The sequence below is a fragment of the Cellulomonas avistercoris genome (assembly GCF_014836445.1).
GTDB classification, from domain to species: Bacteria; Actinomycetota; Actinomycetes; order Actinomycetales; family Cellulomonadaceae; genus Cellulomonas; species Cellulomonas avistercoris.
The window spans coordinates 445,233-470,557 of the sequence record NZ_JACSQV010000002.1 but is presented as its reverse complement, the minus strand read 5'-3'; the positions used below and the strand labels follow the sequence as shown (position 1 = coordinate 470,557).

Sequence of the window (25,325 nt, the reverse complement as noted above, 5' to 3'; positions counted from 1 at the left end):
CCCCCGGGGGCTCACCCGGGGGCCGACGCTCGCGCCGGTCAGGCCCCCGGCTCGACGACCGCGAGCGAGCGCAGGTGCCCCACGAGGATCTCCTGCGAGCCCTTCGCGAGGTACTCCCCCGACCACCGCTCCTTGAGCTCGATGCGCGACCCGTCGTGCAGCTCGACGGTCGCCTGCACCGGCGACGCGCGCCGGACGGTCGCCGTCCGGACGTCCTCGTAGGAGACGAACCGGTGCACGTGCGCGAGCTGGTGCACGGGCGCCGACTGCACGACGCCGACGAGACGCGCCTTGCCGCCGTCCGTCTTCTTGGGGCACGGCACCAGGACCAGGCCGCGGTCGAGGACGACGACGTCGTGGTCCGTGCCGTCGACCGAGACGTTCGCGAGCCCACCGAGCACCGACGCGCCGTGGGCGGTCGCACGCTCGTGCACCTGCCCGACCGCCTGCGCGTCCACGCCGAGGCCCGCGAGCCAGGCGCGCACCTGCTCGACGCCCGCGGGGTCGGCGGCGAGGTCCGCCCACGCCGCCAGGTCCGGCTGGTCACCCTCGCGGTCCCGCAGCGTGGCGGGGCCCGTCCAGTCGAGGTGCCAGCGCGCGGCACCGCCGTTGACGAGGGCCGAGGACAGCACGGGCTCGAGGGCGCCGGCCAGCGGGTGGGGCAGTCGCTCGCCCGCGGGGCCGACGGTCGGGCCCCCGGGCTCGATGCCGAGCTCGCGTGCCAGGTGGTCGCCGCGGCCCTGGGCCACGAGGTCCAGCACGGTGCCGAGCGTCGCGCGCGGGACGCCGGCGAGCCGGGCGGCCGCGCGGTGGACGCTGTCCGCGCTGCGCTGCTGCACGGCGGCGACGGCCGGCGGGATCAGCTCGGGCCAGGGCAGCCGCCGGCGGTCCTCGACGGCCAGCACCTCGTCGGCCAGGTGCGCCGCGAGGACCTCGATCCGCGGGACGAGCACGGTCGCGGGCCGCGGGTCGGGGGTGTGGGGGACGTCAGGCAGCCGGTCCATCGCGACGACGCGCTCCCCGACGGGCGGGTGGCTGTCCCAGCGTCCGGCCCGCTCGGTCCGCGGGGTGTCGCGCACGGCCGCCAGCTCCTCGGCCCGCCCGGCCAGCAGGTGCCCGAACCCTGCGAAGAAGGCGTCCGACGTCGGCGCGAGGCCGACCTCCCACCCGGCGTTCACGTAGCACTCCAGGTAGAAGTCCCACGCGGCGTCGAGCACGGGCACCTCGCGCAGCGCGGACTGCGCGGTCGCGCGGCCCACCGCCGCGACCGACATCGCGTCGGCGGCCAGCTCCTGCCGGCGGCTCGTGGCGGCGGAGACGAGCAGGTAGAGCTTGCCGTACTGGCGCAGCAGCCAGCCCGCCGGTGAGCCCGCCAGCTCGGCGAGGGTGGCGCCGATCGCGACGCGGCCGCGGTGCACGACCACGGACAGCCGCGTGTCGTCGTGCGAGTAGTGGCCCATCTCGTGGGCGAGCACCGAGCGCAGCTGCGCGACGGTCAGGCCCTGCAGCAGCGGCACGCCCAGCACCATGCGCCGCGTGCCGCCGACGAGGCCGAGGAACCGCGCGTCCTCCATGACGCCCGCGTTGACGTCGGGCGCGAGGCGGATCTCGTCGGGGGCGCGCGTGGCCGTCAGCACCGCGAGCTCGTCGACCACGGCCCACAGCTCCGGGGCGTCCGCGCGCAGCAGGGCCGGGCCCTGCGGCGGCGCGGGTCGTGCCCGTGCGACCTTCCACAGCGCGACGACGACGCCGGCGAGCGCGACGACCGTGACGACGCCGAGCTTGACCGCGAGCGGGCCGCTCCCCGACCGGAACGCGAGCACGGTCGCCGCACCGAGAGCGGCGATGACGAGCAGCGCGACGACGTAGAAGCCGGCGAGCGTGACGACCGCGACGACGGCGCGCGACCTGGTGCTCATGTGGTGCCTCCTGGACTCCCCTGGGGGCGCGGGCCGCCCGTCCGCGGGGGAGCGTAGCGGCGCGGGAGGGCTCCGCGTGGGCGAACGGGGAACGAGCTGTGGACGGCGCGCACATCCGGTCCAGGCCCTGGTCACGGTCGAGGGAATCGCGCAGGTCCGTGCGGCTGAACCCCTCGCGCACGCCCGATACCTGCCGCTACGCTGTACCACGTAGTCGCAGTGCTGTGTGTGTCCCGTTCTCCGGAGCGGACGACGGCCACCGTGATTCACCGGTCCCGGTCGTCGGGTCCGTAGTAACCGCATGAGGAGAATGACGTGCCCACTGGCATCGTGAAGTGGTTCAACGCTGAGAAGGGCTTCGGCTTCATCGCCCCCGAGGACGGCGGCCCGGACGTCTTCGTCCACTACTCGGCCATCCAGACGCAGGGCTACCGCTCGCTCGAGGAGAACCAGCGCGTGCAGTTCGACGTGCAGGCCGGCCCCAAGGGCCCGCAGGCCTCGAACGTCGCACCTGCCTGAGCGACGAGCTCACCGAGCCCACGGGCTCACCGAAGGGCGTCCCGACCACTGGTCGGGGCGCCCTTCGTCGTTTCTGCGGGCTATCCGGCCGCCCGCAACCCCTGAGTAAGTTGCGCCTCTACCTAGTCAGCCGTACTGTCTAGCCATGCCCTCCCCCACCACGCCGCCCGACGCGAGGCCGGCCACCGCCGGCGTCGACTGGCCCGGCGAGTGGCTGCGCGGCGTCCTGTCGCTGTGCGCCCTGCGCGTGCTCGCCGACGGCGCGACGTACGGCTACGACATCGCCCAGCGCCTCGCCGCCGCGGGGCTCGGCGAGATCAAGGGCGGCACCCTCTACCCGCTGCTCGGCCGGCTCCACGCCGCCGGGCTGCTCACCGAGGAGTGGCGCCCGGGCGACGGCGGCCCCGGGCGCAAGTACTACGCGCTGACCGACGCAGGCCGCGCCCACCTGCGCGACGAGAGCGCCCGGTGGGCCCGCTTCGCCGACCTGACCCAGACGTTCGTCACGAGCCCGGAGGACGCCCGATGAGCACCGAACCGACCGACATCGCCCCGCACGTCGACGCGGTGTGGGTCGACGCCTTCGTCGTCGAGCTGCGGATGCGCGACGTGCCAGGAGACGTGATCGGCGACGTCCTGTCCGAGGTGGAGTCGCACGTGCTGGACTCCGGCGCCGACGCCGCCGACGCCTTCGGCGACCCGGTGCAGTACGCCGCGCAGATCGCCGAGACGGCCGGCCGGCCCACACCCGAGGACCCCCGCACGATGGTGCCGATCGCGCTCGGCGGCGCCGCGCTCGTCCTCGCGGTCGACGGCGTCGTCGCCTGGTCGGGCGACGGGGCGCTCGAGGTCACCGGCGGCACCCTGTGCCTGGTGCTGGCGGTGCTCGCGATGCCGTTCGTGGTGCAGCGGCACGGCACTCCCCTGCTGCGCTACCTCGTCGCGAGCTCGTTCTGGCGGATCTGGCTGCTGAGCACGGTGCTGCTGGGCGCGCTGGTCGGTCTCGCGCTGCTGACGCGGTCGTGGCACGTCGTCACCCTGCCGGCAGCACCCGTCGCGGTCCCTGCGCTCGCGGTGCTCGCCGTCACGGCCGTGCTCGGCCTGCGCGACCGCTCGCTCGTGGACCCGGTGGTGGCCCCCGGCGCCGACCGAGCGGCCGCCGAGGCTGCGGCACGGCGCGACGCCCGCCGGACGACCCTGCTGGTCACCGGCATGCAGGTCGGCTGCCTCGCCGTGGCGGTGGGCATGACGCTCCTGCTCACGCGACTGGCGGGGTGACCCCGCCGCGGCGCCCGGGCACCGCGGCGGTCAGCGGCTCCAGCGCCGCACGACCAGCGCCAGACCGGCCGCGAACGTCGCGCCGGCCACCGCGAGGTACGGGCCGTAGAAGCGCCGCAGCACCGGCGCCGCGGCACCCGCGGCCGCGCCGACCACCGCACCGACCGCGAGCGACCGCGCGCCGCGCGCACCCAGCGCGTGCGCGGCCAGGGGCCCGGCCGGCACGCCCGCGGCGCCGGCCTCGGCCGCGTAGACCTTGACCGGCACGCCGTTGAGCGCCTGCCGCCAGATGCCCCGGGCGCCGGCCGCGGCGAGGTCGGCGGCGGCCCGCGAGCGCATCGCCGGCGTGGTCAGCGGCGCGGGCGGACGCTCGCCGCGGGCCGTCAGCGCGCGCGTGACCAGGATGCCCGCGACCGACCCGGCCGCGAGGAACGCGGCGGCCGGCAGGACGCGGCGCGGGTGGGCTGCGGCGACCAGCACGAGGTACATCTCCGAGGTGACCGGCAGGCTCACGGCCTCCGCGAACCCCCAGCCGAACGCGCCCGCCATGCCGGCGGGCCCCGACATGTGGTTGCGCAGCACCCGCCAGGTGCGCGACCGCGACGGCACCGGCGGCCCGGCCGCCAGCATCCCCTCGATCTGCGCGACGAGCGGTGCCATGTCCGTCAGCTCGTGCGGGTTCACCGGGTGACCCACCCGCACCTCGACCGGCCCCGGCGTCAGGCGGCCCTTCTTGGCGAGCAGCTCGCGCGTGCCGACGACGGCCACGGGCAGGATCGGCACGTCGAACTCCTGCGCGATGCGCAGCGCCCCGCTGCGGAACCGGCCCAGCCGCCCGTCGGTGGAGCGCGTGCCCTCGGGGAAGACCAGCAGGCTCGACCCGCTGCCGAGCACCTGCGTGGCGCCCTCGATGAGCGACTCGTACCCGCCGCCGCCGTGGCGCCGCACGGGCACGGCCCCGATCACGAGCTTGAGGAGACGCGCCTTCCAGGGGTCGTCGAACCAGTAGTCCCCCGCGGCGACCACGACCGGCTTGTACGGCGCGGGGAACGCCGCGACGAGCGCCGGGGTGTCGGCGTGCGACTGGTGGTTCGCGACGACGACCATCGCCTCGTAGGGCGCCGAGCCGACGACCCGGAACCCGCCGACGAGGTGGAACACGTTGCGCCACACCGAGTGCCGCACCGCACCGGCCAGGTTGAACCCCGGGGGCAGACCGACCCGACGTCGCAGCCGCCGGAACGTCTCGGCGGGCGTGTGGCCGTGGTCGTCGCGCGGGGCGTCGTCCGTGCTCACGCCAGCACCCAGGCGAGCGGCAGGACCAGCAGCAGGGAGTCGACGCGGTCGAGCAGCCCGCCGAAGCCGGGCAGCCACGTCCCCGCGTCCTTGACGCCCGCGCGTCGCTTCACCATCGACTCCACCAGGTCACCTCCCACGCCGCCGAGCACCACCGCCACCACCAGACCGGCCGAGAACGCACCGAGGACGACGAGCACGATCGTCCCACCCACGGCGGCACCCACCAGACCGCCGACCGTCTTGTTCGGGCTCAGCGGCGACAGCGGACGTCGCGCCCACGCGAACCGCTTGAGCCCCTGACCGCCGCACCACGCCGCGACGTCGGTCGCGGCGGCGGCGAAGCACAGCAGGAACGCGTCGGAGCCGACGAGCACGAGGTGCGCGAGCGACCAGCACAGCCAGATCGACCCGAACGCGGCGCCCGTCGCGCGCTCCACGCCGCGCTCGAGGTCCCCCGACAGCACCGCGGGCACCGCGCACAGCAGGGCCACGAGCGGGACCAGCGCGAGCAGGCCCGGGTCGAGCCACGCCGCGAGGGGGTACGCGACGGCCAGGACGAGCAGGATCGCGGTCTCCGGGCGGGGCAGCCGGGTCATGCGGGAGAACTCGCGGACCGCCTGCAGCGCGAGCAGGGCCGCGAGCAGCGCGGTCGGGCCGGGGCCGAGCCACATCGGGATCCCGATGACGGGCAGGATCAGTGCCCACGTCGTCCACCGGCGCCGCAGCTCCGGCTTGCGCGACAGCAGCACCGGGACGGCCGCGACCGCGAGGATCGCGGCGGTCAGCACGAGCAGGAAGACCGCACGGCCGTCGAGGTCGAGGTGCCACGTGCCGAGCCGCAGGTCGAGGGCGTACGCCGTGCGGTCCAGGCCCGTCCACGCGGCGAGGGGGTCGACCACCCCGGGACGCTGCGACGGGTCGAGGCTCACGCCCCGGCCCTGGTGACGGGCGACGTGAGCACGTGGTGGGCGCGCAGCGCCCGCACGACGCCGGTCAGCACCGACCCCACCACGACGACGACGGCCACCGCGGGCAGCAGCGTCGGGACGGCGGCCGCGAACACCGCGAACGCGCAGCGCTCGGTCTTGCCGAACGGGCCGCCGTTGAACCGCGGCGTCCCGGCCCCGGCGCCGGCGAGCGACACGAACGTCGGCAGCGTCGCGGCCACGGCCGCCACGAGCACCCACGACAGGGGCGTCAGACCGGCGACGGCGTCGCCACCGGTCCGCACGGCCAGCACGGCCAGGCCCGCGAACATCAGCAGGTCGGACACGCGGTCGCCGAGCTCGTTGAGGACGAAGCCCCACGGCCGCGCCACACCGCGCGCACGGGCGACCGCGCCGTCCAGGTTGGCACCCGCGAGGCGCACGGCCAGCAGCACGAGCGCCGGCAGCCACCAGCCGAGCGCGATCGCGGCACCCGCGAGCACCGCCCCGAGCACACCCACGGCGGTGAACGCGTCGGGTGAGGTCCCGCGCGCCACCGCACCGGCGACGAACCGGTGCAGCCGACGGGTGTACCAGGGCTTGAGCGCGTACAGCGACGGCATGGCGCGACTGTACCGACCGCTCGACGTGCCGCGGCACGTCCGGGCCGCGCGCCGGGCACCCCCTAGACTCGCCCCGTGATCTTCAAGGCCGTCGGCGAGGGGCGCCCGTACCCGGACCACGGGCTGACGACGCCCGCGCAGTGGGCGGACGTCCCTCCGCGCCAGGTCCGGCTCGACGAGCTCGTGACCACCAAGCGGACCCTAGACCTCGAGGCGCTGCTCGCGGACGACTCGACGTTCTACGGCGACCTGTTCGCCCACGTGGTCGAGTTCAAGGGGATCATGTACCTCGAGGACGGGCTGCACCGCGCCGTGCGGGCGGCACTGCACCAGCGGGCGATGCTGCACGCGCGCGTCCTGGTGCTGACGTGAGTGCGGTGCGCCGCAGGCCGGTGAAGGGCAGGACGTCGTGAGCGACCAGGACCGTGGACGCGCGCTGCGCCGCAGGCACATGCAGGAACGGCAGGCCGTCGTCTTCGGCGTGCTGCTCGCGTGCCTCGCGGTCGCCGGGCTCGGCTCCGCCGCCCTCTACACGGACAGCCTGTCGCTGCCGTTCCTCGAGCGCGGGTTCTCGGTGAAGCCCACGGTGGACACCGCGGCGCTCGCCACCTACTGCCCGCCCGAGGGCGCGCTGCCCGTCCCGACCAGCCAGATCACGGTCGACGTGTACAACGGCGCCGGCATCGGCGGGCTCGCGGGCACGACCGCCACGCAGCTCGCGGACCGTGGCTTCGTCATCGGCGTCACCGAGAACGCACCCTCGGCGGTCACCGGCACCGCGCGCATCATCTACGGCGCGTCGGGCAGCGCGGCCGCCTACACGCTGCAGGCCTACGTCCCCGACGCGGTCCTGCAGAACGACGCCCGCGGCGACGCCCTGGTCGACCTCATCGTCGGCAAGGAGTTCACGGGTCTCCTCCCCCAGGAGCAGGTGGTCCTGGACCCGGCCGCGCCGCTCGTCGGCCCGGAGGGCTGCACCCCGTTCGCCGAGATGACGGCCCCCGCCGCGCCGCAGCCCACCGGCGAGCAGCCCGCGCAGGAGCAGCCCGCCGAGGGCTGACCGCCCGACGACCTCAGCGCGGCAGCTCCTCGCCGCCGGGGACGGACGCCGGTGTCGCCGGCTCCTCGTGCGTGCCGCGCCACCGCGCGACGGCCCGCATGAGGTGGTAGAGCCCGATCGCGACGGCGGTGCCGATCGCGATGCCCTCGAACCGCAGCTCACCGGCCTGCCACGTGAAGTTCGCGATGCCCACGATGAGCGCCACCGCGGCGGGCATGAGGTTCACCGGTGCCGAGAAGTCGACCTTGTTCTGCACCCAGATCCGCGCGCCCAGCAGGCCGATCATGCCGTAGAGGACGGCCGCGGCGCCGCCGAGGACGCCCGCGGGGATGGTCGCCACGACCGCCCCGAACTTGGGCGACAGCGCCAGCACGAGCGCCGTCGCGGCCGCCACCCAGTACGCGGCCGTCGAGTAGACGCGCGAGGCGGCCATGACGCCGATGTTCTCGGCGTACGTCGTCGTGCCCGACCCGCCGCCCGTACCGGCGAGCGTCGTCGCGAGGCCGTCGGCCATGAGCGCGCGGCCCACGTACGGGTCGAGGTCGCGGTCGGTCATCGCGGCGACGGACTTCACGTGGCCCACGTTCTCCGCCACGAGCACGAGCACGACCGGAAGGAACAGCCCGAGGACGCTCAGGTCGAACGTCGGGGCGACGAAGGGCGGCAGGCCCACCCACGCGGCCTCGCGGACGGCCGCCAGGTCGACCTCGCCGCGCAGCAGCGCGACGCCGTACCCGACGAGCACGCCGACGAGGATCGACAGGCGCCCGAGGATGCCCCGGAACAGGACCGTGACCAGGACGATCGCGAGCAGCGTGACGGTCGCGGTCACGGGTGCGGCCCGGAAGCCCGAGCACGTGCCGTCGGGCTCGCAGGACCCCCACGCGGCGGGTGCGAGGTTGAAGCCGATGAGCGCGACGATCGTGCCCGTCACGACGGGCGGCATGAGCGCGTCGATCCAGCCCGTGCCCGCCAGGTGCGCGACGACGCCCACGACGAACAGCGCGAGACCGGTCACCAGGATGCCGCCGACCGCGACCGACTCGCCTCCGGTCGCGGTGGCCGCCGTGACCGGTGCGATGAACGCGAAGCTCGACCCCAGGTAGCTGGGCAGCCGGTTGCGCGTCACGAGCAGGAACAGCGCGGTGCCCAGGGCCGAGAAGAACAGCGTGGTCTGCGGGGAGAAGCCGGTGATGAGCGGCACGAGGAACGTCGCGCCGAACATCGCCACGACGTGCTGCATGCCGATGCCGACGGTCCGCCCCCAGGCGAGCCGCTCGTCGGGGGCGACCACCTCACCGGGCGGCACCGTCCGTCCGTCGCCGTGCACGGTCCAGCCCCAGCCGCTCATGTCTGCTCCTCGCGTCGCGTGGTCCTCGCCCGCTCGCGAGGGTAGCGAGCGCGGACCGGTGGCGTCAGGGACGGACGTCCGGTGCACGACGCCCGCCTCACGAACGACGCATTCCGCCCGTCACCGCCGGTGCCTGACGCACGTGGTGGACGCGGCACCGCCGCCGCCCCCGGGCGCTCGCGGCATTCCTCCCGGATCGTCCCTCGCCCGGCCGTCGTCGCGTAGCCTGGCGCGGCATCGTCACACCGAGGCAGGGGGCACCCATGTCCGCACCGTCAGGGGCGTCGCCTCGCACCGCGCCCGGACGGTTCGCCAGGGCGGCGCCGCCGAAGGCCTGGCGCACCCCGCTCGTGTGGGTCGCGTTCCTCCTCGCCCACGCGTGGGTCGCCCACGTGGGTCTCGTGGTGTGGGTCTGGACGCTCGGCGACCTCGGGCTGTACCGCTGGTGGGCCTACATGGCGTTCGTCGACGGCAGCTGGCCGGTGCTCGACTACGAGTGGGTCTACCCCGCGGGCGCGATCGTGCCCATGCTCGTCGCGGGGTTCGCCGGGCTGGCCGAGGGCGGTCCGTACCCGCTCGCGTGGCTGGCGCTCGTCGCGGTCCTCAACGCCGTGGCGGTGGCGCTGCTGCTGCGCCGCCCCCACGGACGCGTGGCGGCGCTGTGGTTCGTCGCGTTCATCGCCCTGCTGGGACCGGCGGGCCTGGGACGCCTCGACGGGTTCGTCGCGCCGCTGACCGTCGTCGCCCTGCTCGTGGCGCTCTCCCGCCCGCGGCTCTCGGCGGCGCTGCTCACCGCGTGCGCCTGGGTCAAGGTGGCTCCCGGGGCCGCGGTGCTCCCCCTGGTGCTCGCGGCCCGCCGTCCGGTGCGCGACGTCGTCGTGCCCGCCCTCGCCGTGTGCGTGGTCGTCGTCGGGACGGTCGTCGCGCTCGGCGGCGGGGCGAACGTGCTGTCGTTCGTCACCACGCAGGGCCAGCGCGACCTGCAGATCGAGTCGATCCTCGCGACGCCCTTCATGGTCGCGGGCCTCTGGTCCACCCAGGTGACCCGGGGCTACGACGACAAGATCTTCACGTTCGAGATCACCGCACCGGGCGCCCGGGCCGTCGCCGACGCAGCCACACCCGCGCTGCTCGTCGCGGTGCTCGCCGTCACCGTGCTGCTGTGGCGCGTGCGGCGCCGCGCGGGCGAGCGCCTCTGGACCGACACCGCGATGCGCGCCGACTTCGTCGTGCGCGGTGCGTTCGTCCTCACGCTCGTGCTGCTCGTGCTGAACAAGGTCGGCAGCCCGCAGTTCGCCGCGTGGCTCGCCCCTGCGGTGGCCGTGGCCCTCGCGCTCGGCCTGCCCCGGTGGCGCGTGACGGCGTGGGGCGTGCTCGCGGTCGCCGGTGCGACGCAGCTCGCCTACCCGTGGATGTACGACGACATCGTCGACGGCGTGGCCGGGCCGACGTTCCTCCTCGCGGGACGCAACCTCGCCGTGGTCGCCCTCCTCGTCGTCGCCGTCCGGGAGCTCGTGCGGCTGCCGGCACCCGAGAAGGACGCCGGGGCGGGCGAGGGGGCATCGGCGGCCGGGGGGGGGCCCGCCGCCCCGCCCCGGGGGGGGGGGGCGGCGGTCGTAGGCTCCACCCACCCACCCCGCCACGACCGCCCGGACCACCGGGCGGCCCCGGGCGACCCCTGCGAACGAAGGAACCGGCGATGACCTCGGCCGAGACGCCCGTGCACACGCGACTGCGGGACCTGCCCGCCACCTTCTGGTGGCTGTGGACGGCCCAGCTCGTCGTGTGGATCGGCCGCTTCGTGGTCCCCTACATGACGCTGTTCCTCACGTCGTCGATCGGCATGTCGGCGGCGGGTGCGGGCCTGGTCGTGGCCGCCTACGGCGCCGGGGTCGTGGTGTCGTCCCTCGCCGGCGGGGTCCTGGCGGACCGGTTCGGCCGGCGCCGGGTGCTGATCGGCAGCGAGCTGCTCAGCGTCGTCGTCCTCGTCGCCATCCCGCTCGTCGACGGGGCCCTGCTGATCGCCGCTCTGCTGACCGTGTACGGGCTGTTCAACGGGGCGGCGGGACCGGTCATCCACACGATGGTGGGCGACCTGGTGGAGCCGCGGCACCGGCGGGCCGCGTTCAACTACAACTACTGGGCCGTCAACCTCGGCTACGCCATCGGCCCGCTCGCCGCCGGGTTCATGGCCGAGCACTCGTTCGCGCTGCTGTTCTGGTGCCAGGCCGCCCTCGTGCTCGTCTCGACGTGCCTGGTCGCGGCGAAGGTCCCCGAGACGCAGCTGCCCGCACCGGCGCCGGTCGTCGGTGAGCCGGCCACGACGGGCCGGGGTGACGGGCTGGTGTCCGTGCTGCGCGACCGGGTCTTCATGACCTTCGCCGCCGTGATGTTCGTCTACTCGGTCGTCTACGTGCAGTCCATGACGACCCTGCCGCTGGTGATGACGGAGCAGGGTCACCCGTCGAGCCACTTCGGGATGCTGCTGACGCTCAACGGCGTGCTGCTGTGCGTGCTGCAGCTGCCGACCGCCCGGTACTTCCAGCGGTGGTCGCGCGACCTGGTGATCGTCGTCGCGATCGCCGTCACCGCTGTCGGCGTCGGGCTGCAGGCGGCCGCGTCGTCGCTCGCGATGTACATGGTCACCGTCGCGGTCTGGACGCTCGGGGAGATGGGCTCGCACCCCCAGGCGACGTCGCTCACCGCGGACCTCGCGGACACCGCGCGCCGCGGCCGCTACCAGGGCGTGTACGGCGTGACGCACTCGCTCGCGATGGCGGTCGGGCCGGTCGCCGGCGGCCTCGTCCTCGACTCCTACGGCTCGCGCGCGCTGTGGCTCGGCGCGGCGGGGCTCGCCCTCGTGGTGTCGGTGCTGCTGGCCGTGACGTCGCGCTCGCGCCAGCGGCGGGTCGCCGCGGTGATCGCCGCCGACGCCGCCGCACGGGCGGCCGTCGCACCCCCCGTCCCGGAGCTGTCCCGCTCGTGAGGACATCCGCCGGACATCTGCCGGAGACCAGCCCGAGACACCCCTGGGTGAGCCTGTGCCACGGTCGCCGACCTCGCCCCCACCAGCACCGAAGGAGCCGGTCACCATGGACGTCACCGCATCCCTCCTCGCCGAGGCGCCGACCCCCCGTGACGCGTCCCGGACCGACGCGCCCCGCGCCGTGGGGCCCGTAGCCCGCCTGCAGGGGCTCGACGTGAGCCTCGAGCGCAACGGGGTTCGCTCGCAGATCCTGCACGGCATCGACCTCGAGATCGGGCGCGGGGAGATCGTCGGGGTCGTCGGTGAGTCCGGCTCCGGCAAGAGCGTCATGAGCATGGCGCTGCTGGGGCTGCTGCCCGAGTCCTCGCGGCCCCGGATCGACGGCACGCTCGAGGTGGCCGGCCTGGACCTGAGCACCGCGTCGCCGCAGGAGGTGCGCGAGGCGCGCCGCACCCGCCTGGGGGTCGTGTTCCAGGACCCGATGACGTCGCTCAACCCGACCATGCACGTCGGCACGCAGGTCGCGGAGAAGGCCGGGTCCCGCGAGGAGGCGATCCGCCTCATGCGGGCGGTCGGCATCCCGCAGCCCGAGCGGCGCTACGGCTGCTACCCGCACGAGCTGTCCGGCGGGCTGCGGCAGCGCGTCATGATCGCGATGGCCGTGGCGGGCGACCCCGAGCTGGTCGTGGCCGACGAGCCGACGACGGCCCTGGACGTGACGGTCCAGGCGCAGGTGCTCGCGCTGCTGGCCGGCATGCGCGACCAGCTGGGCTGCTCGCTCGTCTTCATCACGCACGACCTGGGTGTCGCCGCGCAGGTCGCCGACCGGATCGTCGTCATGTACAAGGGCCGCATCGTCGAGACGGGGACGACGCGTGAGGTCCTCGAGTCGCCGCGCCACCCCTACACGATGGGCCTGCTGGGGTCGCGGCTGTCCCTCGACTGCGACCGGACCCGCCCGCTGTGGGCGCTGCCCGCGGAGGCGCCGGGCGCCGGTGGCTCCGGGAGCGGCTGCGCGTTCGCCTCGCGGTGCCGCTTCGCCGTCGAGGCCTGCACGACGACCGCACCCGCGCTCACCGTGCTCGGCGACGACCCGCGCAGCGCCCACGCGGCCGCGTGCCTGCGGGCCGCCGAGCTCGCCGGCGAGGCGTCGGCGCCCGTCCTGCTGCCGCCGCTGCCGCCCCTGGCCGCGCCCGACCGCGGCGCCCCGGTCGTGCAGGCCGCCGACCTGGAGTGCACGTTCTCCGTGCGCGACGAGCGCGGGCGCCGGGCGCGGCTCGCGGCGCTGCGCGGCGTGACGTTCGACCTCCAGCCGGGGGAGTCCGTCGCGATCGTCGGGGAGTCCGGCTCGGGCAAGTCCACGCTGCTGCGCGTCGCCGGCGGCCTCGAGCGGCGGTTCACCGGGTCGCTGCGCGGGCCGCGCGGCACCGACGTGCAGATGGTGTTCCAGGACGCCGGCTCGTCGCTCACCCCCTGGCTCACGGTCCGCGAGGTGCTGCACGAGCGCCTGCCGGGCGGCACGCCGCGCGATGTCAGGGAGGAGAAGGCGCTCGCGATCCTCGACCGGGTCGGCCTGCCCGCCGCGGTGCTCGACGCGCTGCCGGGCGAGCTGTCGGGCGGGCAGCGCCAGCGCGTGGCGCTGGCGCGCGCGACGATCGTGCCGCCCCAGGTGCTGCTGTGCGACGAGCCGACCAGCGCGCTCGACGTCTCGGTGGCGGCGACCGTGCTCAACCTCGTCAACGAGCTGCGCCGGGACCTGGGCATCGCGGTCATGTTCGTCACCCACGACCTCGCGGTCGCGCGGATCGTCGGCGACCGCATCGCCGTGATGTACCTCGGCCGCATCGTCGAGGTCGGCCGGGCCGAGGACGTCATCGCGCACCCGCGGCACCCGTACACGCGCAACCTCGTCGCGGCCGTGCCGCAGCCCGGCCGGACGGCCGAGCCGCTGGCCGGTGAACCCGCGAGCGCGCTCGACCCACCCACCGGGTGCGCGTTCCACCCCCGCTGCCCGGTCGCGCTGCCCGAGTGCGCGAGCACCGTGGTGGGCGTCCAGCTCGCCGCGGTCGGGGACCGTCCGACGTCCGACGTGACGCTGCGCCACGAGGTGGCGTGCGTGCGCAGGGGGGAGTCCTGATGACCGACGTCCTCGTCCCCGCCGACGGCCGCGTGGGCGCCGGCGCGGGGCTGCCCGCCCCGGCCGGCCCGGCGCCCCGCTGGCGCGGCGGCGCCCGTCGCCGGAGCGCCGGCACCGACACCACGGCGCGCCGCGCGCTGGACCGGACGCTCATCGGGCTGCTGCTCCTGGTGACCGTGGTCGCGGTGCTGGCACCGGTGCTCGCGCCGTACGACCCGGTGCAGCCCGTGGGCGTCCCGAAGCTCGCGCCGTTCGCCGACGGCCACGTGCTGGGCACCGACCAGATCGGCCGCGACACGCTCTCGCGGGTGCTCGTGGGTCTGCGGACGTCGTGGCTCCTCGCGCTCGTCGTGACGACGGTGGGCCTGCTCGTGGGCACGGTGGTCGGGCTCGTCGCCGGGATGGCCGGCGGCTGGGTCGACGCGGTGCTCATGCGCACGACCGAGGTCTTCCTCGCCCTGCCGTCGATGCTCGTCGCGGTGGCCGTGGCCGCCGCGCTGGGGCCGGGACTGGCGAACACGTTCCTGGCCGTGACGGTCGTGTGGTGGCCGTACTACGCGCGGATCATCCGCGGCGAGGTGCGCGGCATCATGGCGCGGCCGCACGTCGAGGCGGCGCGCATGGCGGGCGTCGGGCGGCTGCGGGTCATGCGGCGTCACGTGCTGCCGGGCGTCGTGCCGACGGCCGTCATCACGGCCAGCCTCGACGTCGGCAACGTCGTCATGGTGCTGGCCTCGCTGTCCTTCCTGGGCCTGGGCCAGCCCGCACCGGCCCCCGAGCTCGGGTCGGACACCTCGCGCGGCCTGGTCGAGATCCTCGACGCCTGGTGGATCCCGCTGGTCCCCGGGCTGGTCGTGATGCTGCTCAGCCTCCTGTCCAACCTCGCCGGTGACGCAGTGCGCAACCGGCTCGCCCACCGGAGGTGACCGCCGTGCCCCACCTGCGCTTCCTCGCCGTCCGCCTGGCCTCGCTGCTCGGCCTGCTCCTGGTCCTGTCGTTCGTGCTGTTCTTCCTGCAGGAGGTCTCGGGCGCGGACCCCGTCGCCGCCACCATCGGCGGCAACGCCTCGCCCGAGGCCGTCGCGGCGGCACGCGAGCGCCTCGGTCTCGACGACCCGGCACCCGAGCGGTACCTGTCGTTCGTCGGCGGTCTCGTCACGGGTGACCTGGGGACGTCGTTCCGCACGCGCCGCCCGGTGATGGACGACATCTCGGCCTACCTGCCGGCGACGCTCGAGCTCGTGCTCGTCGCGTTCGCGGCGGCGCTGGTGCTCGGGATGCTGTTCGCGGTGTCGAGCATGCTGCGCTGGCGGCTGTCCGGGCTGTTCCGCGGCCTGCTGTTCCTCGGCTCGACGGCCCCGACGTTCATGCTCGGGATCGTCGGGCTGATCGTGTTCTACAAGCTGCTGGGCTGGTTGCCGGCGTCGGGGCGGGGAGGTGTGACGGGCGGCCCGACCGGCATGACGATCCTCGACAGCCTGCTCGCCGGCGACGTGGGTGCGGCCGGTGACGCGCTCGCGCACGTCGCGCTCCCGGCGCTCGCGCTCGCGGTGGGGCCCGCCCTGGCGATGGGGCGCGTGCTGCGCTCGAGCCTGACCGAGACGCTGCGGTCCGACCACGTGCGCACCGCGACCGCCAAGGGGCTCACCGAGTTCCAGGTGCTGCGCCGGCACGTGCTGCGCAACTCGCTCGACGCGGCGCTGTCGATGAGCGCCCTGCAGCTCGGCTTCATGTTCGGCGGCGTCCTGCTCATCGAGGGCGTCTTCACGTGGGGCGGGCTCGGGTCCTACCTGTCCGCCAGCCTGCCGGTCGCCGACTTCCCCGCGATCGCGGGTGTGACGTTCGTGCTCGGCGGGCTGTACGTCGTCGTCAACACGGTCGCGGACGTCCTGCAGTCCGTCGCCGACCCGCGTATCTCCGTCTCCTGAGGGGCTCACCCGTGCACCTGCGTCCCACCCGCCCCACCGCCCCCGCCCGCCTGCTCGGCGCCGTCGCTCTGGTCGCGCTCGTCGCGTCCGGCTGCTCAGCCGCCGCGACGGGTGCCGCCCCCGACCCGGCCACGCTGCGCCTGGCGGAGACCGGCGAGTACTCGTCGCTGCACCCGCTGGAGTACCCGCTGGGCATCACGTCCAAGCTGTACGACGGCCTGGTCGCGGTGGGTGCGGACGGCGTGCTCGAGCCGGGGCTGGCCGCGGCGATGCCCGAGCCCGACGCGACCCTCACGTCGTGGACGGTCCGGCTGCGCACGGGCGTGACGTTCAGCGACGGCTCGCCGTTCGACGCCCAGGACGTCGTGGCGGTGCTCGACGCCGTGCGCGACCCGGCCGTGGGCTCCTGGATGGCGGCGGACTACGCGATGATCGAGCAGGTCACGGCGCTGGACGCCACGACCGTGCGGATCGACCTCGCCTACCCCTACGCCGGTCTGCCGGCGCGCCTGACCCTGGGCATCCCGGCGTCCGAGGCCCTCGGCGGGGACGTCGTCGGCTCGCCGCTGGCCACCGAGCCGGTCGGCACCGGGCCGTACGCGCTGGCCGAGTGGCGCCGCGGCGAGTCCATGACGCTGACGGCCCGCGACGACTGGTGGGGCGGCACGCCGCAGGTCACGACGATCCACCTCGCGTTCGTGCCCGACGAGAACGCCCGCGCGCAGCGGGTCCGCGCCGGGGAGGTCGACGGCGCCCAGCTCTCGCCGCGCACGGCCACCCAGCTCGCGGGGGAGGACGGCATCGAGCTCGTCACCAACCCGTCGGGCGACTTCCGCGCGATCTCGCTGCCCGTGACGCTGCCCTTCTTCGCCGACCCGGCCGTGCGCGTCGCGCTCAACCTCGGCACCGACCGCCAGGCCATGATCGACGGGATCCTCGCCGGCCACGGCGTCGCGCTGGCCACGCCCTTCACGCCCGCGCAGGGCGACGCGTACGAGCCCGCCGCGACGTTCGCGCACGACCCCGCGGCGGCCGCCGCGCTGCTCGACGCGGCCGGCTGGGTGCCCGGCCCCGACGGGACGCGCGCGAAGGGCGGCGTGCCGTTCGCGTTCACGCTCATGTACTTCGCGGAGGACACGCTGCGGCGCGACGTCGCGCAGGCCTTCGCGTCCGACATGGCGGCGCTCGGGGTCGACGTCGCGCTCGAGGGCGTCGACCGGCCGTACGCCGTGACGGCGATGGACGAGAAGGCGTTCGTGCTCGGCGGTGGCGACATGCCGTACGACCCCGACGCCCAGGCGTACCGCCAGCTGCACTCCGACTTCGCGGTGTTCGCGCAGGACGACGCCTACTCCAACCCGTCGGGCTACGCCGACCCCGAGGTCGACGCGCTCCTCGAGGCGGCGCGCCGCGAGGGCGACCCCGCCGCGAGGTCCGCCCTCTACCGCGAGCTGCAGGGCCGGCTCGTGGCGAACCCGCCGCTGGTCACGGTGTTCGCGCTCGAGCACACCTACGTCGCGCGCGGCCTGGACGCCTGGGACGGGATCGACCACGTCCTGGAGCCGCACGAGCACGGCGTGGCGTGGGGCCCGTGGTTCGACGTGCAGCGCTGGACGCGGCGGTGAGCGCCGACGTGGCGGTGGGCACCGACGTGGCGGTGGGCACCGACGTGGCGGTTCTCGACGCGCCCGTCGGACGCCGCACCGGCACCGTGCCCGGGCGGGGCGCGGCCGTGCTGCGGCTCGTGCGGCGCCGCCTGCTGTGGACCGTGCCGCTCGTCGCCCTCGTCAGCCTGGCCGTGTTCGCGCTGGCCGCGGCCTCGCCGACGGACGCCGCGGCGGCGTTCCTGGGCGCGCGCGACGAGTTCACCGGCGGGGCGGCCCGCGAGCGCGTCGAGCAGCTCGTCGCCGGCACCCGCTGGTTCGACGCCTGGTGGGGCTGGGTGTCCGGCATGCCCACGGGCGACCTGGGGGTGTCGACCACGGCGCGCACACCCGTGGTCGACGTCGTCGCGGGGCGGCTGCCCTGGACGCTGCTGCTCATGGTGCTCGGGCTGGGCGTGGGCGCCCTGGCCGCCGTGCCGCTGGCCCTGCTCGCCGCCCGCTCGCCGCGTGGCGTCGTGGCCCGCGTCCTGACGTCGGGCCTGTGGGCGCTGTCGGCCGTGCCCGCGTTCGTCGTGGCGATGGGCCTGGTCGCGGTGCTCGCGCTCGGCCTCGGCTGGCTGCCCACCGGCGGGCTCACCGACCCGGGGGCGCCGGTCGGCCCCGGTCAGGTCGGCCGCCACCTCGTCCTGCCCGTGCTGTCGGTCGCGCTGGCGCAGGTGCCCTGGATCACGCTGCACCTGTTCCGCGCCATGACCGTGCAGCTGCACAGCCCCGCCACGGCGGCCGCGCGCCTGCGCGGCGTCCCCGAGCGGCGCGTCCTGACCCGGCACGTCCTGCCGCCGGCGGCCGTGCCGACGCTCGCGATCGCCGGCGCGCGCCTGCCCGAGGTCGTGGCGGGCTCGGTGCTGGTCGAGGAGATCTTCTCCTGGCCCGGTCTGGGCCAGTCGCTCGTCGCCGCGGCGCTCGCGCAGGACTTCGCGCTGCTCGCGACGGCCACCGTGCTGCTGACCGTGGTCGCGGTGCTCGGCGGGCTGCTCGCCGACCTGTGCCTCGTGCGGATCGACCCGAGGACGGACCCCGATGGCCTCTGACACCCTGCTCGCCGGCAGCCGCCGGCACCCGCCCGCCCCGCGCCGCGCATCCCGGGCGGGCGGCCACGGCACGGCTCCGCGGCGACCTCTCGGTCGCGCGTTCGCGGTCGGCGGGCTCGTCCTCCTGGTCGCCTACGCCGTGCTCGTCCCCGTGCTGCTGCCCGTGGACCTCGACCTCGTCGACTACGGCACGGGTGCGACCGGACCCTCGCCGGCGCACCCGTTCGGCACCGACCTCGCGGGTCGCGACCTGTTCGTGCGCAGCGCGCACGGGCTGCGGGTCTCGCTCGTCGCCGCGCTCGCGGGGGCGCTGGGTGCCGTGGTCGTCGGTGCCGTGGTCGGGGCGGCCTGCGCGCTGCTCGGCGGTCGGGCGGACCGGTGGGGCATGCGCGTGGTCGACGGCGTCAACGCCGTGCCGCACCTGCTGCTGGGCATCGTGGTGGCGGCCGCGCTGCGCGGGTCGCTCGTGACGATCGTGCTGGTCGTGGCGGCCACGCACTGGACCCAGACGGCCCGGCTCGTGCGGGCCGAGCTCCTCGCGCTCGGCGCCCAGGACTTCTACCGCGCGGCGGTCGCGCTGGGCTTCACGCGTCGCCAGCTGCTGCGTCACCACGCCGCACCGCGCCTGGCCACGCAGCTCGCCGTCGCCTTCGGGCTGCTCGTGCCGCACGCCGTGTGGCACGAGTCGACGCTCACGTTCCTCGGGCTCGGTCTGCCGCCGCACCAGCCGTCGCTCGGTGCGCTGCTCGACCTGGGGCAGCAGGCGCTGCTGTCCCACGCCTGGTGGACGCTCGCCGCGCCGGCCGGCCTGCTCGTCGCCGTCACCGTCGGCCTGGCCGGCTGCCTGTCCGGCCGCGAGGGGGAGCACCATGCCTGAGCCGACTCCCGAGCACGCGTCCGCCACCGTCACCGTGCGCGGCCTGACCGTCGCGCACGCCGGGACGGTCGTCGTCGACGGCCTGGACCTCGACGTCGTGCCCGGCCGCGTGCACGTCCTGCTGGGGGCGTCCGGCGCGGGCAAGTCGACCGTCGTCGCCGCGCTCACCGGCACCCTGCCGCGCGGCGCGCACGTCACGGGCAGCGCGACGCTCGCCGTCGACGGTCGGACGACGGCCCTGGTGCCGGCCGGGCGGCACGTGCACCGGCTGCGCGGCCGCGTCGTGGGCACCGCGCCCCAGGGCGCGGGTGCCGCGTTCACCCCGACGGCGACCGTCGCGCAGCAGCTGCGCGAGGTGCAGCGCGCCGCCGGACGCGGCCCGCGCCTGGGTGCCGCGCACCCGCACCGTGCGTCGGGCGCCGCCGAGCAGCTCGCCGAGCTCGCCGCCGCGGCCGGGGTCGAGCCGGCGTGGCTCGACCGGTACCCGCACCAGCTGTCCGGCGGTCAGCTCGCGCGGCTCAACCTCGTCGCCGCGATGGTCAACCACCCGCCGGTGCTGCTGGCCGACGAGCCGACGGCGGGCCTCGACGCGGACGCGACCCGGACCGTCGGCGTGCTGCTCACGTCCTACGCGCGGGCCGGGCACGCCGTGCTCGTCATCACGCACGACGTCGCGCTCGCCCGGCAGGTCGCGGACACCGTCACGCGGCTCGCGGCCGGACGCGTCGTCGCCCACGGCAGCCCCGACGCGGTGCTGCACGACCTCGCACCGACCGTGCGCACCCGGCCGGCCGTGCCCGCGGACGCCCCGGCGCTCGCCGCGCACGGCGTCGTCGTGACTCGCGGCGGGCGCACCGTGGTCGAGGCGACCGACCTCGTGGTGCGCGCGGGCGAGGTCGTCGGCCTGACCGGGCCGTCGGGCGCGGGCAAGTCGAGCCTGTGCGCCGTGCTCGCCCAGCTCGAGGTGCCGGCCGCCGGCCACGTCACCCTGGCCGGGCAGCGCGTGCAGGGAGCGGGCCTGGCGCTGCCGCCCGCGCAGCGCCGCCGCGTGGCGTGGGTCTCGCAGCACCCCCGCACCGCGGTCGACGCCCGGCTGACGCTGCGCCGCGCGATCGAGCTGCCCGCACGGCTCGCGGGCCTCGACGTGGACGCGGCCGTGCCGGCCGCCGCCGTCGGCCTCGACCCGGCGCTGCTCGACCGCCGCCCGCACGAGGTGTCCGGCGGCGAGCTCCAGCGGGCGTGCGTCGCGCGGGCGCTGGCCGTGGGCCCGGAGTTCCTCGTCCTCGACGAGGTCACGTCGATGCTCGACGACCGCACGGCCGCCGACGTGCTCGACACCGTGCACCGCGTCGCGGCAGCCGGCACCGGGGTGCTCCTGGTGAGTCACGACGTGACCGCGCTGGCGGGCGTCTGCGATCGTGTCCTGGCGCTGCGACCCACCCCGCACCGACCTCACCACCTCGTCAAGGAGAACGCATGAGCACCACCGTCGCAGGCTTCGTCGGCGTCACCGGCAACGCCGGTGTCAAGGACGGCGTCCCCGACGTCAGCCTCGTCCACGCCACCGGCGCCACCACGTCGTCGGCCGTGTTCACGCAGTCGCTGTTCGCCGGGCCGAGCGTCGAGCTGAGCCGCAGCGGCGACCTCGCCGCGCTGCGCGCCGTCGTGGTCGTCTCCGGCAACGCGAACGTCGCGACGGGTGCGCAGGGCCTCGCCGACGCCCGCGCGCTGCGGGACTGGGCGGCCGAGCGCGCCGGGTGCGCGCCCGAGCAGGTGCTGGTGGCGTCCACGGGCGTCATCGGCGTGCCGTACCCGCGCCAGCGGATGACCGAGCGGCTCGCGGCCCTCCCGGCGGCCGAGCCCGTCGACCTCGACGCGGTCGCGCGGGCGATCATGACGACCGACACGACGCCCAAGGTCGCGACGCGCGACGTCGGCGGCGCGCGCGTGGTCGGCATCGCGAAGGGCGTCGGCATGATCGAGCCCGACATGGCCACCATGCTGTCGTTCGTCTACACGGACGCCGAGGTGCCCGCCGCGGACCTCGACCGCGTCTTCCGCTCGGTCGTCGCGCGCACCTACAACGCGGTCAGCGTCGACACCGACACCTCGACGTCCGACACGGCCGCCATCATCGCGTCGGGCACCGCTGGGCCCGTCGACCTGGTCGAGCTCGAGGCGGCACTGCTCGAGGTCTGCACGGCGCTCGTGCGCATGATCGCGTCGGACGGCGAGGGCGCCTCGACGCTCATCGAGGTCCGCGTCACGGGCGCCCGCGACGACGCGCAGGCCAAGCTCGTCGGCAAGGCGATCGTCAACTCCCCGCTGGTCAAGACGGCCGTGCACGGCGCCGACCCCAACTGGGGACGCGTCGCCATGGCGATCGGCAAGTGCGCGACCGAGACGGACATCCGCCAGGAGGACGTGCGCATCGCGTTCGGCGGCCTGGAGACGTACCCGACGCTGCCGACGCCGCAGGTCCGCGCCCAGCTCGAGGAGTACCTGCGCCGCGACGAGGTCGTGATCGAGGTCGACCTCGGCGTCGCCGACGGCGCGTTCACCGTCTACGGCTGCGACCTCACCGACGGGTACATCCGGATCAACGCGGACTACACGACCTGACGCCACCGCGGTCCGCGCACGGGTGTCGCGGCCAGAGGCGGTGCCGGGTCGACAGGACGGGTGTAGACGCGCGTCTACACCCGTCCTAGGCTCGTGACATGGAGACCGTCGGGACGCGTGACCTCAAGCAGAACCCCCAGGCGGTCGTGCGGCGCGTGCTCGACACCGGTGAGCCGCTGGAGATCACGACGCACGGTCATCCCACCGGGGTCCGGCTCGTCCCGGACGCCCCCGCCCGCCGGACGTGGGTGCGGGGAGCCGATCTCGGTCGGATCCGCCCGATGGGGCGCGACGCGGCCGAGCGCCTGCACGACGACCTCGCACACGTGGGCGACGACGAGCCGACGGATCCCTGGGAGACGCGCGCGTGATCGTGCTCGACACGAACGTCCTGATCGACCTGGATCTCTACGCGCTCGACCCCGACGCGCAGTACGCGGCCAGCATCCTGTCGCGGGCCGAGCTCGAGTTCGGCGTGCGAGCAGCCGGCAACGCGGTCGACACCGCCACCCGGACGCGACGCCTCAACGACCTCGACCTGGTGTTCGACTGGCTCCCGTTCGACGTGGAGTGCACGCGGTCGTACGGGCTGCTCGCGTCGGCGGCGCGCGCGACCGGCGCGAGGGTCCGGGGGAAGGACGCGCTGATCGCCGCGCAGGCGCACCGGTACGGCGCCGCGGTCATGACCGCGAACCTCGCCGACTTCCGACCGTTCGACCATCTCGTCGAGGTCGTCGCACCGACGCCCCGCTAGCAGCAGCCCGGCCCACCCCCGCGCTGTGCCGTCACGTCAGCACCACCAGCTGCTGCGTCGTTCGCGTCATGGCGACGTACCGGTCGACCGCGCCCTCGATGCCGTCGCCGAACCCGTCCGGGTCCACGAGCACGACGAGGTCGAACTCCAGCCCCTTGGCGGTCTGCGGCGTCAGCGCCCGCACGCGCGGTCCGTTGGGGAACGTCGGGTCGCCGATGACGGCCGCGACGCCCTCGTGCGTCGCGAGCCAGTCCTCGACGACGGACGCCAGGTCGGCGCGCGACCCGTATTGCACCGGCAGGCCGGTCGAGCGCACCGAGGTCGGCACGTTGGCGTCCGGCACGGCCACCCGGATCACCGGCTCGGCCTGCGTCATGACCTCGACCGGCGTGCGGTAGTTGATGCTCAGCGAGGTCAACGCGACGCCGCGCAGCCCGACGCGCTCGAGCCGCTGCGTCCACGACTCCGGGAAGCCGTGCCGCGCCTGCGCCCGGTCCCCGACGATCGTCACGCTGCGCGACGGGCACCGGGTCAGCAGCATCTGCCACTGCGCGTCGGTGAGCTCCTGCGCCTCGTCGACGACGATGTGCGCGAACGGCCCGGCGAGCAGGTCCGGGTCGGCGGTGGGCAGCCCGGCCTCGTCGACGAGCGCGCTGCGCATGTCGTCACCGCCGAGCATGTGCATGACGCCCAGCGTCGAGTCGTCGCCCGCGGCGAGGTTGTCGACGACGTGCGACATGTACTCGCGCTCGGAGGCCACCTGCGCCTCACGCCGGCGCCGGCGCCGCGACACCTCGGGGTCGCCGACACGGCGACGGGCCGCGTCGAGCAGCGGCAGGTCGGACTCCGTCCACGCGCGCGGGTCGTCGCGCTGCAGCAGACGGACCTCCTCGGGCGTCAGCCACGGCGCGCACAGCCGCAGGTAGGCCGGCACCGACCACAGGTCGGCGACGACGTCGGCCGCCTCCAGCACGGGCCACGCCCGGTTGAAGATGCCGGTGAGCTCGCGGTCGCGCGTCAGGGCGCGGCGCAGCTGGTCGGTGGGGACGTCGTCGGCGAGCCCGTCGGCGATGATCTCGACGAGGGCCTCCCACGCCTGGTCGCGGCCCTCGTTGTGCGGGATGCCGGGGTCGGGCGCGTCGAACGCGTCGGCCCAGTCGTCCGCGCTCAGCATCACCTCGCCCCACGGCGTCATGAGGCGCATGCCGTCGGCCGGCGGGCGCTCGGAGAACCGCACCGCCGGCTCGACCGCACGGACCATCGCGGCCGACGCCTTGAGGCGCGCGACCCGCGGGTCCTGCTCCGGCAGCGCGGTCGCACCCTCGGCCACGAGGTCGCGCAGCGTGCACGTCAGCACGCCCTCCTCGCCGAGCCCCGGCAGCGCGTCGGCCACGTAGGACAGGTACTGCCGGTGCGGGCCGACGAGCAGCACGCGCCCGTGCCGGTCCCGCAGCCGCGGGTCGGAGTGCAGCAGGTACGCCGCCCGGTGCACCGCGACCACGGTCTTGCCCGTGCCGGGCCCGCCGTCGACGACGAGCGGCGTCCGCGCGGGGGCGCGGATGATCGCGTCCTGGTCGGCCTGCAGCGTGCCCAGCACGTCCCGCATGTGGGCCGAGCGGCTCGCGCCGAGGCTCGCGATGAACGCCGACTGGTCGTCGAGCGCCGCCGCCTGGTCGTACCCCTCGGGCGTGAAGACCTCGTCCCAGTAGTCCGTGACGCGTCCCTCGGTCCAGCGGTAGCGACGGCGGCTGACCAGGCCCATCGGGTGCGCGAGCGTCGCCGCGAAGTACGGCTCGGCCGCCGGCGAGCGCCAGTCGACGAGCAGCCGCTCACCCGTGCTCGTCGTCAGACCCAGCCGTCCGACGTAGACCGGCTCCGGGCTGTCCTCGAGGACCATGCGCCCGAGGCACAGGTCGATGCCGAACCGCTCCAGCAGCCGCAGCCGCCCGCTGAGCCGGTGGATGTCCTGGTCCCGGTCCAGCGCCGCCTGCCCGTGACCGCCGGGCGCGCGCCGCAGCCGCACGATCCGCTCGCGCAGCTCGGCCGTCTGCTCGTCGAGCGTCGCCGCGAGCGCGGCGAACTGCTGCTCGTCACGGGCGACCAGCGCGGGGTCGGCCTTGGCGGCGCGGCTCTCGGGGAGGGCGAACGCGCGGGTGGAGACGGGTGGCACGGCATCAGCTCCGGGTCGTACGGCGCCGTCGGCGCGGGCGTGAGCGGTGATCATGCGCCGTCGACCGGGTCTTGCCGCAAGACCCCCGGTGCGCTATACGTTGGGAACGGAGACGAGCCTACGCTCGCCGCCGACGAAGGCCGTCCGTCGGGTACGGACGGCCTTCGTCGTGCCGGGGCCCG

The 25,325-nt window shown here is 75.4% G+C and carries 23 protein-coding genes; 17 read left to right on the top strand and 6 right to left on the bottom strand.

The annotated features are described in order from the left end of the window. Window positions 1-38: 38 nt before the first annotated feature. Window positions 39-1,919: a M48 family metallopeptidase gene (locus H9657_RS04420; protein WP_191780656.1), complete on the bottom strand. Its 1,881-nt coding sequence runs from the start codon at window positions 1,917-1,919 to the stop codon at window positions 39-41. Between the two features lie 315 nt (window positions 1,920-2,234). On the opposite strand from H9657_RS04420, the gene H9657_RS04415 reads away from it, so the two are divergent. The 3 genes from H9657_RS04415 to H9657_RS04405 all read left to right on the top strand — a co-directional run bounded on the left by H9657_RS04415 (window position 2,235) and on the right by H9657_RS04405 (window position 3,716). Further along, window positions 2,235-2,438 carry a cold-shock protein gene (locus H9657_RS04415; protein WP_089797961.1) on the top strand — a complete coding sequence of 68 codons (204 nt, stop codon included), beginning with the start codon at window positions 2,235-2,237 and terminating at the stop codon, window positions 2,436-2,438. Between the two features lie 145 nt (window positions 2,439-2,583). Further along, window positions 2,584-2,967 carry a PadR family transcriptional regulator gene (locus H9657_RS04410; protein ID WP_191780654.1) on the top strand — a complete coding sequence of 128 codons (384 nt, stop codon included), beginning with the start codon at window positions 2,584-2,586 and terminating at the stop codon, window positions 2,965-2,967. Beyond that, window positions 2,964-3,716 carry an HAAS signaling domain-containing protein gene (locus H9657_RS04405; protein WP_191780653.1) on the top strand — a complete coding sequence of 251 codons (753 nt, stop codon included), beginning with the start codon at window positions 2,964-2,966 and terminating at the stop codon, window positions 3,714-3,716. The genes H9657_RS04410 and H9657_RS04405 overlap by 4 nt, the downstream gene beginning before the upstream one ends. 30 nt (window positions 3,717-3,746) lie before the next feature. Here the strand turns inward: H9657_RS04405 and H9657_RS04400 are convergent, their stop codons facing one another. Genes H9657_RS04400 through H9657_RS04390 form a run of 3 tightly spaced genes read right to left on the bottom strand, consistent with a single transcriptional unit; the run spans window position 3,747 to window position 6,564 of the window. After that, complete coding sequence (locus tag H9657_RS04400; RefSeq protein ID WP_318241284.1) at window positions 3,747-5,012, bottom strand: lysophospholipid acyltransferase family protein; 1,266 nt, start codon at window positions 5,010-5,012, stop codon at window positions 3,747-3,749. After that, window positions 5,009-5,914, bottom strand: a complete 906-nt coding sequence (locus H9657_RS04395) for a phosphatidate cytidylyltransferase (protein WP_318241283.1) — start codon at window positions 5,912-5,914, stop codon at window positions 5,009-5,011. Before H9657_RS04395 ends, H9657_RS04400 begins: the two co-directional genes overlap by 4 nt. 26 nt (window positions 5,915-5,940) lie before the next feature. Next, window positions 5,941-6,564: a CDP-alcohol phosphatidyltransferase family protein gene (locus tag H9657_RS04390; RefSeq protein ID WP_191780650.1), complete on the bottom strand. Its 624-nt coding sequence runs from the start codon at window positions 6,562-6,564 to the stop codon at window positions 5,941-5,943. Between the two features lie 75 nt (window positions 6,565-6,639). Between H9657_RS04390 and H9657_RS04385 the strand changes: the two genes are divergently transcribed. Both H9657_RS04385 and H9657_RS04380 read left to right on the top strand, forming a co-directional pair. Beyond that, the gene (locus tag H9657_RS04385) at window positions 6,640-6,936 is read left to right on the top strand and encodes a type II toxin-antitoxin system VapB family antitoxin (RefSeq protein WP_191780648.1); all 297 of its coding nucleotides are present in this window, start codon (window positions 6,640-6,642) and stop codon (window positions 6,934-6,936) included. Window positions 6,937-6,973: 37 nt separating this feature from the next. Beyond that, complete coding sequence (locus tag H9657_RS04380; RefSeq protein WP_191780647.1) at window positions 6,974-7,624, top strand: LytR C-terminal domain-containing protein; 651 nt, start codon at window positions 6,974-6,976, stop codon at window positions 7,622-7,624. A 13-nt stretch (window positions 7,625-7,637) separates the two neighbouring features. On the opposite strand, the gene H9657_RS04375 is transcribed toward H9657_RS04380, so the two are convergent. Next, a complete protein-coding gene (locus H9657_RS04375) occupies window positions 7,638-8,975 on the bottom strand; it encodes a uracil-xanthine permease family protein (RefSeq protein ID WP_191780646.1) in 1,338 nt (445 codons plus the stop codon). Window positions 8,976-9,238: 263 nt separating this feature from the next. Between H9657_RS04375 and H9657_RS04370 the strand changes: the two genes are divergently transcribed. The 12 genes from H9657_RS04370 (at window position 9,239) to H9657_RS04315 (ending at window position 22,973) form a co-directional block, all read left to right on the top strand. Further along, the gene (locus H9657_RS04370) at window positions 9,239-10,678 is read left to right on the top strand and encodes a glycosyltransferase 87 family protein (RefSeq protein WP_191780645.1); all 1,440 of its coding nucleotides are present in this window, start codon (window positions 9,239-9,241) and stop codon (window positions 10,676-10,678) included. Beyond that, window positions 10,675-11,961: an MDR family MFS transporter gene (locus H9657_RS04365; protein ID WP_191780644.1), complete on the top strand. Its 1,287-nt coding sequence runs from the start codon at window positions 10,675-10,677 to the stop codon at window positions 11,959-11,961. The genes H9657_RS04370 and H9657_RS04365 overlap by 4 nt, the downstream gene beginning before the upstream one ends. A gap of 106 nt (window positions 11,962-12,067) precedes the next feature. Continuing rightward, window positions 12,068-14,098, top strand: coding sequence for a dipeptide ABC transporter ATP-binding protein (locus tag H9657_RS04360; protein WP_191780643.1), 2,031 nt, complete (start codon window positions 12,068-12,070; stop codon window positions 14,096-14,098). Further along, on the top strand, window positions 14,098-15,024 hold the full coding sequence (locus H9657_RS04355) for an ABC transporter permease (RefSeq protein ID WP_191780642.1): 927 nt from the start codon (window positions 14,098-14,100) through the stop codon (window positions 15,022-15,024). The genes H9657_RS04360 and H9657_RS04355 overlap by 1 nt, the downstream gene beginning before the upstream one ends. Before the next feature lie 5 nt (window positions 15,025-15,029). Next, window positions 15,030-16,025: an ABC transporter permease gene (locus H9657_RS04350; RefSeq protein ID WP_191780641.1), complete on the top strand. Its 996-nt coding sequence runs from the start codon at window positions 15,030-15,032 to the stop codon at window positions 16,023-16,025. Window positions 16,026-16,036: 11 nt separating this feature from the next. Then, window positions 16,037-17,650: an ABC transporter substrate-binding protein gene (locus H9657_RS04345; RefSeq protein ID WP_318241281.1), complete on the top strand. Its 1,614-nt coding sequence runs from the start codon at window positions 16,037-16,039 to the stop codon at window positions 17,648-17,650. Then, window positions 17,617-18,720: an ABC transporter permease gene (locus tag H9657_RS04340; protein WP_318241280.1), complete on the top strand. Its 1,104-nt coding sequence runs from the start codon at window positions 17,617-17,619 to the stop codon at window positions 18,718-18,720. Before H9657_RS04345 ends, H9657_RS04340 begins: the two co-directional genes overlap by 34 nt. After that, window positions 18,710-19,597: an ABC transporter permease gene (locus tag H9657_RS04335; protein ID WP_191780640.1), complete on the top strand. Its 888-nt coding sequence runs from the start codon at window positions 18,710-18,712 to the stop codon at window positions 19,595-19,597. Before H9657_RS04340 ends, H9657_RS04335 begins: the two co-directional genes overlap by 11 nt. After that, window positions 19,590-21,077, top strand: coding sequence for an ABC transporter ATP-binding protein (locus H9657_RS04330; protein ID WP_191780639.1), 1,488 nt, complete (start codon window positions 19,590-19,592; stop codon window positions 21,075-21,077). Before H9657_RS04335 ends, H9657_RS04330 begins: the two co-directional genes overlap by 8 nt. Continuing rightward, the gene (argJ, locus tag H9657_RS04325; RefSeq protein ID WP_191780638.1) at window positions 21,074-22,219 is read left to right on the top strand and encodes a bifunctional glutamate N-acetyltransferase/amino-acid acetyltransferase ArgJ; all 1,146 of its coding nucleotides are present in this window, start codon (window positions 21,074-21,076) and stop codon (window positions 22,217-22,219) included. The genes H9657_RS04330 and argJ overlap by 4 nt, the downstream gene beginning before the upstream one ends. Window positions 22,220-22,317: 98 nt before the next feature. Further along, window positions 22,318-22,590, top strand: coding sequence for a type II toxin-antitoxin system Phd/YefM family antitoxin (locus H9657_RS04320; RefSeq protein WP_191780637.1), 273 nt, complete (start codon window positions 22,318-22,320; stop codon window positions 22,588-22,590). Continuing rightward, on the top strand, window positions 22,587-22,973 hold the full coding sequence (locus tag H9657_RS04315) for a PIN domain-containing protein (protein WP_191780635.1): 387 nt from the start codon (window positions 22,587-22,589) through the stop codon (window positions 22,971-22,973). The genes H9657_RS04320 and H9657_RS04315 overlap by 4 nt, the downstream gene beginning before the upstream one ends. Before the next feature lie 31 nt (window positions 22,974-23,004). On the opposite strand, the gene helR is transcribed toward H9657_RS04315, so the two are convergent. Next, window positions 23,005-25,143: an RNA polymerase recycling motor ATPase HelR gene (helR, locus tag H9657_RS04310; protein WP_191780634.1), complete on the bottom strand. Its 2,139-nt coding sequence runs from the start codon at window positions 25,141-25,143 to the stop codon at window positions 23,005-23,007. Between the last annotated feature and the right edge of the window lie 182 nt (window positions 25,144-25,325).

Bases quoted from the DNA above. Each gene is read 5' to 3' on its own strand.
- argJ (WP_191780638.1), top strand. From the start codon at position 21,074: ATGAGCACCACCGTCGCAGGCTTCGTCGGCGTCACCGGCAACGCCGGT.
- H9657_RS04405 (WP_191780653.1), top strand. From the start codon at position 2,964: ATGAGCACCGAACCGACCGACATCGCCCCGCACGTCGACGCGGTGTGG.
- H9657_RS04420 (WP_191780656.1), bottom strand. From the start codon at position 1,919: ATGAGCACCAGGTCGCGCGCCGTCGTCGCGGTCGTCACGCTCGCCGGC.
- H9657_RS04390 (WP_191780650.1), bottom strand. From the start codon at position 6,564: ATGCCGTCGCTGTACGCGCTCAAGCCCTGGTACACCCGTCGGCTGCAC.
- H9657_RS04365 (WP_191780644.1), top strand. From the start codon at position 10,675: ATGACCTCGGCCGAGACGCCCGTGCACACGCGACTGCGGGACCTGCCC.
- H9657_RS04410 (WP_191780654.1), top strand. From the start codon at position 2,584: ATGCCCTCCCCCACCACGCCGCCCGACGCGAGGCCGGCCACCGCCGGC.
- H9657_RS04375 (WP_191780646.1), bottom strand. From the start codon at position 8,975: ATGAGCGGCTGGGGCTGGACCGTGCACGGCGACGGACGGACGGTGCCG.
- H9657_RS04355 (WP_191780642.1), top strand. From the start codon at position 14,098: ATGACCGACGTCCTCGTCCCCGCCGACGGCCGCGTGGGCGCCGGCGCG.
- H9657_RS04320 (WP_191780637.1), top strand. From the start codon at position 22,318: ATGGAGACCGTCGGGACGCGTGACCTCAAGCAGAACCCCCAGGCGGTC.
- H9657_RS04335 (WP_191780640.1), top strand. From the start codon at position 18,710: ATGGCCTCTGACACCCTGCTCGCCGGCAGCCGCCGGCACCCGCCCGCC.
- H9657_RS04370 (WP_191780645.1), top strand. From the start codon at position 9,239: ATGTCCGCACCGTCAGGGGCGTCGCCTCGCACCGCGCCCGGACGGTTC.
- H9657_RS04330 (WP_191780639.1), top strand. From the start codon at position 19,590: ATGCCTGAGCCGACTCCCGAGCACGCGTCCGCCACCGTCACCGTGCGC.
- H9657_RS04360 (WP_191780643.1), top strand. From the start codon at position 12,068: ATGGACGTCACCGCATCCCTCCTCGCCGAGGCGCCGACCCCCCGTGAC.